The sequence below is a fragment of the Bradyrhizobium sp. STM 3843 genome (assembly GCF_000239815.1).
Lineage (GTDB): Bacteria > Pseudomonadota > Alphaproteobacteria > Rhizobiales > Xanthobacteraceae > Bradyrhizobium.
Map to the genome: position 1 here is coordinate 1 of NZ_CAFK01000017.1, position 9995 is coordinate 9995.

11 protein-coding genes and 1 tRNA gene are annotated in these 9995 nt (G+C 64.7%); 3 read left to right on the forward strand and 9 right to left on the reverse strand.

The window, feature by feature from the left end; translation table 11 throughout:
* Nucleotides 1–317 precede the first annotated feature (317 nt).
* Entirely contained in the window at nucleotides 318–1748 is a 1431-nt protein-coding gene (locus BRAS3843_RS03300) for a tyrosine-type recombinase/integrase (protein ID WP_008967294.1), read from the forward strand.
* Between the two features lie 30 nt (nucleotides 1749–1778).
* Here the strand turns inward: BRAS3843_RS03300 and BRAS3843_RS03305 are convergent, their stop codons facing one another.
* The 8 genes from BRAS3843_RS03305 to BRAS3843_RS03340 all read right to left on the reverse strand — a co-directional run bounded on the left by BRAS3843_RS03305 (nucleotide 1779) and on the right by BRAS3843_RS03340 (nucleotide 7365).
* Nucleotides 1779–2057: an AlpA family phage regulatory protein gene (locus BRAS3843_RS03305; RefSeq protein WP_008967295.1), complete on the reverse strand. Its 279-nt coding sequence runs from the start codon at nucleotides 2055–2057 to the stop codon at nucleotides 1779–1781.
* 31 nt (nucleotides 2058–2088) lie between these two features.
* Nucleotides 2089–2619 (reverse strand): SAM-dependent methyltransferase, encoded by a 531-nt coding sequence (locus BRAS3843_RS03310; RefSeq protein WP_008967296.1) that lies wholly within the window; start codon nucleotides 2617–2619, stop codon nucleotides 2089–2091.
* A gap of 18 nt (nucleotides 2620–2637) precedes the next feature.
* A complete protein-coding gene (locus BRAS3843_RS38735) occupies nucleotides 2638–4518 on the reverse strand; it encodes an AAA family ATPase (RefSeq protein ID WP_008967297.1) in 1881 nt (626 codons plus the stop codon).
* Between the two features lie 3 nt (nucleotides 4519–4521).
* Nucleotides 4522–4815, reverse strand: coding sequence for a hypothetical protein (locus BRAS3843_RS03320; protein WP_008967298.1), 294 nt, complete (start codon nucleotides 4813–4815; stop codon nucleotides 4522–4524).
* 12 nt (nucleotides 4816–4827) lie between these two features.
* Nucleotides 4828–5220 (reverse strand): hypothetical protein, encoded by a 393-nt coding sequence (locus BRAS3843_RS03325; protein ID WP_008967299.1) that lies wholly within the window; start codon nucleotides 5218–5220, stop codon nucleotides 4828–4830.
* Nucleotides 5213–6352 carry a DNA polymerase III subunit beta gene (locus BRAS3843_RS03330; RefSeq protein ID WP_035980701.1) on the reverse strand — a complete coding sequence of 380 codons (1140 nt, stop codon included), beginning with the start codon at nucleotides 6350–6352 and terminating at the stop codon, nucleotides 5213–5215. The genes BRAS3843_RS03325 and BRAS3843_RS03330 overlap by 8 nt, the downstream gene beginning before the upstream one ends.
* A 263-nt stretch (nucleotides 6353–6615) precedes the next feature.
* Entirely contained in the window at nucleotides 6616–6837 is a 222-nt protein-coding gene (locus BRAS3843_RS03335; protein WP_008967301.1) for a hypothetical protein, read from the reverse strand.
* A gap of 63 nt (nucleotides 6838–6900) precedes the next feature.
* Nucleotides 6901–7365: a hypothetical protein gene (locus BRAS3843_RS03340; protein WP_008967302.1), complete on the reverse strand. Its 465-nt coding sequence runs from the start codon at nucleotides 7363–7365 to the stop codon at nucleotides 6901–6903.
* Between the two features lie 209 nt (nucleotides 7366–7574).
* Between BRAS3843_RS03340 and BRAS3843_RS03345 the strand changes: the two genes are divergently transcribed.
* Both BRAS3843_RS03345 and BRAS3843_RS03350 read left to right on the forward strand, forming a co-directional pair.
* Complete coding sequence (locus BRAS3843_RS03345; RefSeq protein WP_008967303.1) at nucleotides 7575–8078, forward strand: hypothetical protein; 504 nt, start codon at nucleotides 7575–7577, stop codon at nucleotides 8076–8078.
* An 87-nt stretch (nucleotides 8079–8165) separates the two neighbouring features.
* Complete coding sequence (locus tag BRAS3843_RS03350) at nucleotides 8166–8801, forward strand: recombinase family protein (protein WP_008967304.1); 636 nt, start codon at nucleotides 8166–8168, stop codon at nucleotides 8799–8801.
* Between the two features lie 496 nt (nucleotides 8802–9297).
* Here BRAS3843_RS03350 and BRAS3843_RS03355 read toward each other — a convergent pair.
* Nucleotides 9298–9370 (reverse strand) — tRNA-Thr (locus tag BRAS3843_RS03355).
* Nucleotides 9371–9995: the final 625 nt, after the last annotated feature.

Genomic DNA, 9995 nt, shown 5'->3' on the forward strand with positions numbered 1-9995 from the left:
CTTACGGCTTATACGTGCTCTCCTCGGGGACCGGCTTGATTGCCCCCGTCCTCAAGCGCGATGCGAAGCATCGTCGCCAAGTTAGCGCCAGCACCGGGGCGCCAGGACCACACGGCATATCATTGGCATTGCGCGGGATAGTGCGGGATAAAACAGCGTATTGAAAGATAAGCTGTTTCTCTCTCAATCTGTCTCGGGCGCCGCAAGCCAATTCCGGCTTGTGTCATCCAAAATGGTGCCCAAGGCACCCGACCCGTTCAATCTTTCCACGGACAAACGGGCCGGATCGCCGAGGCGCCTGTCACAGGAACAGCCACATGACCAACGTTACCACCGTCGGCCGCGAAGCCAAAGCGGACGCCGTCACCCTTCACTGCGAGACCAAGGTCGAGAAGCGCGATCGCAAGGCAGACTTCGGCCGGGGCGCTGTGACCGGTCTGATGATCGACAGGACGCCCGCAGGTACCTTGTTCTATTTCCGGTTCGTCAACCCGGCGACGCGGAAGCGCGATCAGGTGACGCTCGGCACCTATCACGCCGACGCCTTCACGGTCGGTGACGCGCGCCTCGCCGCGCTGCGACTCCGCAACCGCGTCAAGGCCGGCGACAACGTGAGCCAGATCACGCGCGACGAGCAAGCCGCCAAGGCCGAGGAAGCTCGCGTCGGCGGCGTCACGATGAGCCGGATGATCGACGAATGGGTCGCCGAGATCAAAAAGCTGGTGAAGAAAGAGCACGTCGGCATGGTGCCCAAGGTCAAGACGTGGGCCAATCTGGAGAGCCAGCTTCGCCGCTTCGTCAAGCCGACCCTCGGCCGCAAGCTCGCGCGCGAGGTCACGGCGAAGGACATCGCCAAGCTGGAAGATGACATCAAGGCCGGTGCGTTCGGGAAGCCGAGCGTGTCGAACGCGCGGCATGCGCGTAAGGCTTTGAGCAGCCTCTTCACTTGGGCGGCCTATCCCAGGCAGGGCTATGTGAGGGCGAACCCGTGCGCCACACTAGAGCCGCTCGAAAAAGAGCCAGGGCGCGATCGTCCGATGACCCCGGACGAGATCCGGGCATTCTGGCATCTGCTCGATAGCGATCAGCTCGGCGGTCTCTCGCTGCACCTCCGGCTGCTATTCAAATTCGCGCTGGCGACCGGGCGGCGCACCGACGAGGTGCGGCAGTTGCACTTCAACGAGATCGTCGACATCGGCGGCGAGAACCCGCACATGGTCATCTCGGCCAAGCGCGTGAAAAACGGCAAGCCCGTCGTCATGGCGCTCTCGACGCTGGCGGTCGAGATCATCAAGGCGGCGATGACCGACGAAGGCCAGCAGTTCGTGTTCAAGAGCCCGATCCATCCCGACAAGTCGGTGCACCGCAAGGCAATGAATGCCGCGCTCCGTGGCAACGATCGCGGCCGCAAGAGCCTGTGGGAATTGATGGGCTTCAAGCGCAACGCTGATGGGAAGTTCGACGATGACGTGTTCAAGCCACACGACTTCAGGCACACCGCCGCAACGCTGCTGGTCGAGGCCGGCTTCATGGACTCCGACATCTCGATCGCGCTCGGGCATACGTTCAAGGGCGAGCGGGTCCCAGGTGTTCGGACGGCAGGGCCGCGAGCGCCGGCCGTGACGCTGGGCTACATCCACAGCCACCGCTTGCCTCAGAAGCGGCGGATCATGGAAGCATGGGCAGACGAGCTGCGACGGATCATCGACGTGAAGCCGGAAGAAGCCGAGCAGCGCGTCGCGGCGTGATCAAGAGAGCCGCCCTTTGGGGCGGCTTTTTCATTTCGAGAGGCTGTTTTGCCACGCAACGATTTGGTCCTCGAACCAAGTCCGGCGGTTCGTCCCGATGGGTGTCGCCTTCGGGAACTTGCCGGCCTTCTCCATCCTCCACAGCGTCGAGCGACCAACCGGGACGATCGCCAGCACCTGCTTTTCACTGAGCATGCGCCGAGGTCGCGCGCGGTCCTCCATGATGGAAGCGTTCGCATCGTCGCCCGGCGGTTCTGGCGACATTGCCGGCCCGACCGGCTTAGCCTTCCTGCTCTTGATATCGGTCATGGTGTCAACCCTTCAGCACGGCTTCTTCCCTTCAAGGTCCTTGCCCCTGTGGCCGCTCATAGACGTAGATCGGGTCCGGCAGGCCCCGGTGCCGAAAGTCCCAGACGAACCACGCGTGATTCTCGCTCGGCCGCCCTCCGGTCTCGGGAAACCAGACGATGCGCTCGGTCAGCGTGATCTTCTTCGCGAACATCGGGCAGCGGCCGAACAGATGGCCTCGGCCGGTCGCGGTGTCGAACTCGGCCTTGAGCAGCATCGCGACCAGGCCGTCGACCGGCTCCATCAGCGCGAGGGCATGCTCGATGAAGCGCTGCGCCTGGCTCACGTTCTTGATGGCGTGGTACGGCGGATTCGTGATGATGGCCGCGACGCCGTGCGGCGCCTTGGACATCTTGAGAAAGTCGACGCCGTCCCGGATGTCGGAGCAGGTCACGCTATAGCCGTGCGCGACCAGCGCATGCACCATGTCGCCATTGCCGGCGGCAGGCTCCAGCACGTGCAGGCGGCGCGGCAGATACTGCACCAGCGCGTCGACCACCCAGGTCGAGCGCTTCGCGCGCATAGCCGCTGCTGCGCCGGCTCATGGCCTGGCCAACCAGTACCAGCCCCGGCTGGTGCCAACGATCTCAAGCCGCGTCAGCTTCTCCTTGTTGCGGTTGAAGGCCTTCCGCATGCTGTCGTCCTTCGGGCCGCCGATGCCGAGCCGATAGCATTCTCCCCGCCAGGTCTCTTCCGGCACGCCGCGGAATCCCGCCGGCAGGTTGGCGTTCCCCTCGCCGTGGTCGCAGATCATGTTCGCCAGGGCCCGCTTGGCGCGCTCGACGATGTCCGGCAGCGGCCTTGCCTTCTTGTGCAGTCCGAGATCCCCGGCCTCGACAATGACGCAGGTCGTGATCTTGTTGCCGCGCTCGTCCTCGCCCAGCTCGACCACGTCGAGCCTTGAGGTGATCTCGTCGCCGGACGGCGCGTCCTTGGCCAGCTCGACAGTCGCGACGACATGGCCGGCGCCGCTACGCTCGACCGCGATCTGCACATCCGCCGCGGCGGTCAGCGATGTATGCCCGCGCGGCCGGCCCTTCTCGACGCCGCAATGGTGCACGACGATGACGCAGCAGTTGAAGGTGTCCTCGATCGCCGCCGCGGCGCGCAGATAGCGCGCCATGTCCTCGGGCTTGTTCTCGCTGCCGACCAGCGTCCGGTTCAGCGTGTCGATGACGATGATGTCCGGCCTGCTCTCGCCGACCAGGCGCTTGATGTCGGCGATGATGGCCGGCGCGTCGGTCCCGAGATCGGGCCGGTCGGTGCAGAGATAGAACCGCGCCTGGCTGCAGTCGTGCCGGCGCCTGTAGGCCTCGACCCGCTTCTTGAAGCCGGTGCCGCCCTCGGCCGCGAGATAGACAACGGTGCCGGCGACGACGTCGCGGTCGCGATAGTCGAGGCCGCGCGCCGGATGCATGACCAGGTCGAAGGTCCAGAACGACTTGCCGCACTTCGGCGCGCCATAGACCACGACCAGGCCGGACCGCGGCAGGATGCCGTACACCAGATGCTCGACCTCGGCCGACCAGGTGATCTTGCCAAACTCGGTGAAGGTAAACCGCGGCGCGGGTGATTCCGCTGTCGGCTGCCAGACCGGCGCCGCGACGCAGATCGCCTCCAGCTCGGCCTGGCTGTGTCCGGCCTTGAGCCAGTCGCTGACATCGCCCTTCGGCGGCAGATCCGGCAGCAGGATGACGCGCACGCTTTTGGCGATGCCCTGCAGGGCCTGTGCGGCCGCTGTGGCGCGCTTCTCGCCCTTGGCGTCGTTGTCCTGCAGGATGAAAACATCGCGCCCACGGAGCGGCGCCGCCAGCTCTGGGGTCCATTTATCGGCGGCATCGCCCGAGACCGTGGTCGCCGTCAGGCCGAGCTCGGCGAGGCGGTCGGCATCGCGCTCGCCCTCGCAAAGGTGCACGGTCCCGTCGGGATATTTCAGCAGCTCCGGCAGGCGATACAGCACAGATGGCGTGTCGCCGCGCGTATAGATCCAGCCGCCGCGCCCATTGGGCCGGCGCTGCCGGAAGGCCTTCGGCTCCTCGCGCACGACCTGATAGAGCAGCTCGCCGCTGGGCGTCCGGTAGTCATAGGCGGCGATGATCCGCGGCTTCGGCTCAGCCTTCGCCTTTGCTTTCGTCTTCGCCCTGATGCGGCGGATCGTTGCCTCGACGCGACCGTTCATTGCGTTGCCGTTCGGCTCCCACGGCGGCAGGCCGAGCCGCTCGCGGATGTAGTCCTTCGCCGCAAGCTCCTCGGTCTCGCCGCTACCGTTGAACAAATGCACCACGAAGCCATCGGGCGCGCCGGCAGCGAGCTTGATCGACATGCCGTTGTCGTCGGCGCTGTGCCCTGGCGATGGCGCGCGCACAGAACGGCCGACGACCTTGCCGTTAACTGCGCGCGCGATGTCGGCCAGGGTCAGCATAGGTCAGGTTGCCGCCGCGTCTTTGAGGGCGATTTCGCGGAAGGCCTTGTCGACTGCACGATCGAGATGGAAGTGTTCGCGGTGCAGAAGCGGCAGCAGTTGGTTGAGGGCAAATGCGACACTGTCGATCTTGGCCTCGATATCCGCCAGCTTGCGAGGTGACTCGCTTCTGAAGCCCATCGCAAGCGCGCCTGCCTTAAGTTCGATGTTATCAAGCTCGCTCAGCGCCGCGTTCAGCCGGTTGCGGATCGCGTCAGCTTCGTATGGAGGGATTGTGCTCTCAGCTTCTGTCGTCATTGGTTTGCTCCTTCAGAAGGGGATGTCGTCGTCCATGCCGCTGCCTTTCGGCTGCGGCTTCGGCTCCGACTTGGCGGCGGCTGCCGAAGCGGCTGCGACCGCGGCCGAGACTGGCGGGCTGATCGTGCGTATCGCCTTGGCCGGCGTCGGCGGCTTTCCTTTCGGCTTCACCTCGCCGAGATAAAGCTCGATCTCCTTGCCGACGAAGTTGGTGCCGTCGCCATCGCCGTAGGCCTCGACCAGCTCGCGCATCACGGACCTGTTGAGATCGGTCTTGTAGCCATTCGAGAGCGTCGCGACGGGCTTGTCGAAATCGCCCATGGTGACCTCGACGATGGTTGCCCGCATCGGGCCCTTGGCGAGATCGTCGAGGCTGACGAAGCGGGTTGCGGCGTAATCAGACATTCTCATAGTTCCTGTTCCTTGTTTTCCCGGCGCCCTTGCGTGTCGCCCGCACGGTTGCGCCTGGTGCCGTGCGTGGCGTGAAATCCCACTTCATGCTGGCGACGACGCCGAGCTTGTCCTCGCTGCGAACCACCAGCCTGTTGGTGACCTCGATCCGGAGCTGCGCGCTGCTGAACTCGGCGAGCAGCGCCGCCAGCGCCTGCGGCGCGACCACGATCAGCCCGTCGCCCATGGTCTCAGCCTCAACGAGGTCGCTGCCGGCATCAGGCTGTCGCGCCAGGTACAAAAAGATTTCGTCGGGTGCGTGCCACTCGATGACAAGCAGCGGCGCCTCGCCGTCCATCACGGCCATCAGCCGCGCCAGGCTGTCGACGAGATCCTGACGCTTGATGATCGCGGCATCGCTGCTGGCCTCGGGCAGCACGCGCGCCGGGTCGGGATAGGTGAAATCCAGCAGCCTAGTGATCGCGGTGAATCCCGCCCCGCCGACGGAGAAGAGCCGACTGTTCCGGCGCAGCGTCAGCATGCCGGATTCACGTCGGATCAGCCGCTCGATCGCGACCACGGACTTGCTCGGGATGATCAGACGCCGGTCGGTGCTGAACTCCGGCGCGACGATCGAGGTGCGCAGCAGCCGCACGCCGTCGGTCGCGGTGCTGGTCAGGCGGCCGCCTTCGCTCAGCAGAAGGATGCCGTTCAGATAGAACCGCGACGCTTCGCGGCCGGCGCAGGCGACAGGTTCGAGCAGATACCGCAGATCCTGCGCGGCGATCACGATGCTGGCTTCTTCATCGTCGAGCACCAGCTCGGCCGGCGGATTCACCAGGACCGGCAGCCGGTATCTGCCCTGGCCCGTGGTGATGCCGACGCTGGTGTCGGCCGCCGACAGGGTCATGGTGCCGCTGGCATGGCTGGCGATGCCGGCGATGCGGGCGGCATCGAGGACGACCTCGCCAGCGGCCTCGACCGTCGCCGGCACCTCGATCGACGTCGACATGGTCGCGTCGCTGCCGATGACGACCACGGCGGATTCACGCGCGGCCAGGCGCACCATGCGCTTGCCGGCGGCCATCGCAGCGGTCGCATGCGCCAAGGCGGCGCCGAGGTCGGCAGCCTGCAGGCTCATGCGCATGGCACGATCTCGATGATGCCCTGGCCGCACTGGCGACAGATCAAGCGGAGAGGCGACAGCTCGACGTCAGCAGGGCGCTGGATGGTCGCGCAGCGCGGGCACGCGACCGGCGCGAGCAGTAGGGTTCGGCCACCAGGCAGGCGAAGCGGCAGATTGACAACAGGCGCGATTGGCTTATGTCGATGCACGGTACTTCTCCTTCAGCGTTGGACGCGCAAGGGAACGGCGCCTGGCTCGTTGGCTCGACCAGGCGCCTTCTTTTTTCAGGCAGTGGCGGGTTCGGTGGTTGCCGCGGCCTTTGGCTTGCGGCGCGCTTCGATCTGCAAGGCCAAGCGCATCAACTGGCCGACACCTGTTGAGACGGTCGGCACCTTCGCCCGCGTCCGGCGCCAGGCGTCAAAGTCGTGATAGACATCGGCCGGCAGGTGCGCGGCGATCGGCACGCGCGTGGGCTTCGATGTGTTGTTGGCCATGTTGAGCACCATGAATGTGATCAGGTGCTCAACTATCAATACCGAAACGCCCGGCAGTGAAAGGACAACGTAAAGCTATTTTCGAGGATCTCTGTCCCAGGGCGGCGGCGGGATGTTCACGGAGCTGCCGTCCGTCACTGCCGGATTCAACTGACCCGCCGCGTCCAGATGGCGAGCGCGCTCGATGTCCTTGCGGACGGCATCGAAGTTGGGCGCATCCTTGCTGCCCGTGACAATGGCGGCCACCTTGCGGTCAGTTGGGTCCGGCGTCGCGTTGTAGCACGCGATGAGCGCGGCGAGGCGCTGTTGCCGCAGGCAGTCCCGAAAGCCAGACTTGGCCAGGTGCTGGATCGCGCGCCTGGCCAGCACGCGCACCTCGCGGAGATCGCCCCCGATTGCGAACCAGGCCCGCCCCAGCGCGAAAATGATCCGTTCAATCAGGCCCTCGGTGGTGTCGGCCGGGTGAATGTATTCGTGCAGCTCGAAGTATTTTTCGGAAGACGTGGGCGTCTCCCCCGGTGGCTTCTTTGGCGTGACCATGGCATCGCCTCGGCTTGGCTGGTCCTGACCGGACATCCGGGACAAACCGGACAAGGTCTATAGACCTTGTCCTGTCCCGTCCGGATGTCCCGCTAGTGGACTTCGGGACTTGCCCCGGACATGTCACGGCAATGTCCCGGATGTCCCGCTATAGCATGGGCTGCAGCTCTTGGATGCGCGGCTCCCTCAGACCGTGGTAGTTGTTCCGCATGCCGATCCTGCAGAACCAGAGGTGGGAACGCTTTGCCATCAACGTCTTCCAAAGCACGAAAACCCGCTGGTCGCTGGCCAAGTGCTATCGGGAGGCCGGCTATAGGGCCGTGGGACACAGCAGCGAGATGGCAGCGTCCCGGTTGATGAAGAAAGATGAGGTGCGCATGCGGATCGCCGAGCTGAGCAAGCCTGTGGCCAAGAAAGCGGGGCTTTCGCTGGAGGCGCTGATCACCCGCATCGAGGCTGCCATCGCCGCCGCGCAGGCCGACGGCGCGCACGGCGCGGTCGCCAGCAACCACAGCCTGATCTTGCGTATCATCGAGCTGGTCGAGGCCGGAAACGCCGACCAGGTCGTGTTCTGGGGCGGCGCGATGACGGCCGACGAGATCCTGCAGCACATCGTCGACGAGCTGGGTCCGGATGATGCGATCTCGATCGCCGAGGACATCATCGCGGTGGCGCGGAATCGTCTGGCCGACCAGGCAACCGTCATCTCCTGAGCTTCTGCCGTAACAGACCCCGTCGACGAGTCACAGGCGATGCTGTAACACATCATCGTTGGTCGCGACGTTACGGGGCGGGGCAGAATGAGCCAGATCGTGAGCTACATCCGGGTGTCGACGGGCCGGCAGGGCAAGTCTGGCCTCGGCCTCGAAGCGCAGCAGGCCGCCATCGCGCGGTTCTGCGAGCAGGAGGGCCTCTCGATCGCTGAGACCTTCGTCGAGGTCCAGACCGGGAAGGATGACGACGACAAGCGGCCGCAACTGCAGGCGGCCCTGGCAGCGGCCAGGAAGGCCAAGGGCGCGATCGTGGTCGCCAAGCTCGATCGGCTCTCGCGCGATGTCGCGTTCATTGCCGGGCTGATGAAGCATCGCGTCGACTTCATCGTGACCGAGCTGGGCCGCGATGTTGATCCGTTCATGCTCCACATCTATGCGGCGGTGGCTGAGAAGGAGCGCAAGCTCATCGGCCAGCGCACCCGCGATGCTCTGGCTGCCGCCAAGGCGCGCGGCGTCAAGCTCGGCGGCCTCAATGCAAAGGGTGAGGAGCGCCAGGCCGAGGCTAAGCAGCGCGCCGAGCAGCTCCGGCCGATCTTCGCCGAGCTCGCCGGTCAGAGCCTGCGCGCCATCGCTGCGGCGCTCAATGCGCAGGGCATCATGGCGCCGACCGGCAAGCCGTGGAGCGCGGTGACGGTGGCGCGCGTCCGGGAGCGACTGACGTGACCGAAAGCATTCCTTCGGAATCGCGAGAAGTTTCGGGCCGGGGTACGGGCCATATGCACCTCGACGAGCCTCTCGAAATGCAGATCCAACGCGTCTCCATCTCCGCCGCGCGTTTGGGTCCCATCCGCCGACACCCCCGTTCACCACATGCGGGAATCCCGATCTCCGACCTGGCCGACCTCAAAACCACCATCGCTGGCCAATCGATGGCCGTTCTGACGAGTTTCATACCTCCGTCCGCGGTTCCGAGCGTTACCGACAGTGGTCGATAGAAACCGCCGCCCAGGCTGTGGAACAGGCAAAAAACCTAAGGCAGATGTTAAGGTTAGCGACATTGCGAGGTTTAGGCAGGTTGCTGGGCCTAGCAGCCGTGTCAACGTTTGGCTTGACATTTTGGGCCAGGAGAGGCGCTGTACATGTACGGGGAAAATCGTCCCCGAATCTTGGGGGCGATCGTCCCCGCAGAATTTTGATTTCCCGAAAGGGAAATGAGCGGTGCGGACGACCCGACTCGAACGGGCAACCGGGGTTTACGAGACACCTGCTCTATCCAGTTGAGCTACGTCCGCCACCGCCTTCAGAAGCCGACGCATTACCAGTGCGTCGGCTTCTTTCGTCACAGTAGGGTCTTCGAGAACGGAGTCCAACGAAAAAACGGCTCGATGAGCGTATAACCAGGCTAACTATCTGAGAACATTTACTAAGTTATGCACTATCCCGACCCAGGGGAGGATGTTCAAATTGGGCCAAGTGGCCGTGCGAATCGGTTGCGCGACACGAGACCCGACTCAGGTCAATAGCCCACTCCTCGCCTCGGTAGTTCGGCTGATCACGGGCGCAGCAGCAGGACCAGTCGAGGTTACATCCTCCGCCTGTTGGAATGGTATGCCCGGTGGAGTTTTCCTTCGATCTGAGGCGCCCCGCTATAAACCTCGCCAGGTCAGCACGACGACCACGACCACAAACGCGGCGAACGACCATCCATTGTCGATGAGCGGAATAACGGCGAACAGTTTGGCGAATCGCATCTGGCCCTCCTTTGGGAAGGCCTGCCAACGTCAACACATTTTTGCGGTTAGCAACGCACCTCAGTTGGCGATCAGCGTCCCGCGCTCTGGCCTGACCGCCGGCAGCGGCACGGGTCTCGGCCTCGGCCGCTCGATCTGCACGGCGACCGGCGGCGCGCCCAGCATC

What these genes read in the sequence shown, in the direction of transcription:
- BRAS3843_RS03300 (WP_008967294.1), top strand. Translation starts at nt 318, where the DNA reads ATGACCAACGTTACCACCGTCGGCCGCGAAGCCAAAGCGGACGCCGTC.
- BRAS3843_RS03305 (WP_008967295.1), bottom strand. Translation starts at nt 2,057, where the DNA reads ATGACCGATATCAAGAGCAGGAAGGCTAAGCCGGTCGGGCCGGCAATG.
- BRAS3843_RS03310 (WP_008967296.1), bottom strand. Translation starts at nt 2,619, where the DNA reads ATGCGCGCGAAGCGCTCGACCTGGGTGGTCGACGCGCTGGTGCAGTAT.
- BRAS3843_RS38735 (WP_008967297.1), bottom strand. Translation starts at nt 4,518, where the DNA reads ATGCTGACCCTGGCCGACATCGCGCGCGCAGTTAACGGCAAGGTCGTC.
- BRAS3843_RS03320 (WP_008967298.1), bottom strand. Translation starts at nt 4,815, where the DNA reads ATGACGACAGAAGCTGAGAGCACAATCCCTCCATACGAAGCTGACGCG.
- BRAS3843_RS03325 (WP_008967299.1), bottom strand. Translation starts at nt 5,220, where the DNA reads ATGTCTGATTACGCCGCAACCCGCTTCGTCAGCCTCGACGATCTCGCC.
- BRAS3843_RS03330 (WP_035980701.1), bottom strand. Translation starts at nt 6,352, where the DNA reads ATGCGCATGAGCCTGCAGGCTGCCGACCTCGGCGCCGCCTTGGCGCAT.
- BRAS3843_RS03335 (WP_008967301.1), bottom strand. Translation starts at nt 6,837, where the DNA reads ATGGTGCTCAACATGGCCAACAACACATCGAAGCCCACGCGCGTGCCG.
- BRAS3843_RS03340 (WP_008967302.1), bottom strand. Translation starts at nt 7,365, where the DNA reads ATGGTCACGCCAAAGAAGCCACCGGGGGAGACGCCCACGTCTTCCGAA.
- BRAS3843_RS03345 (WP_008967303.1), top strand. Translation starts at nt 7,575, where the DNA reads ATGCCGATCCTGCAGAACCAGAGGTGGGAACGCTTTGCCATCAACGTC.
- BRAS3843_RS03350 (WP_008967304.1), top strand. Translation starts at nt 8,166, where the DNA reads ATGAGCCAGATCGTGAGCTACATCCGGGTGTCGACGGGCCGGCAGGGC.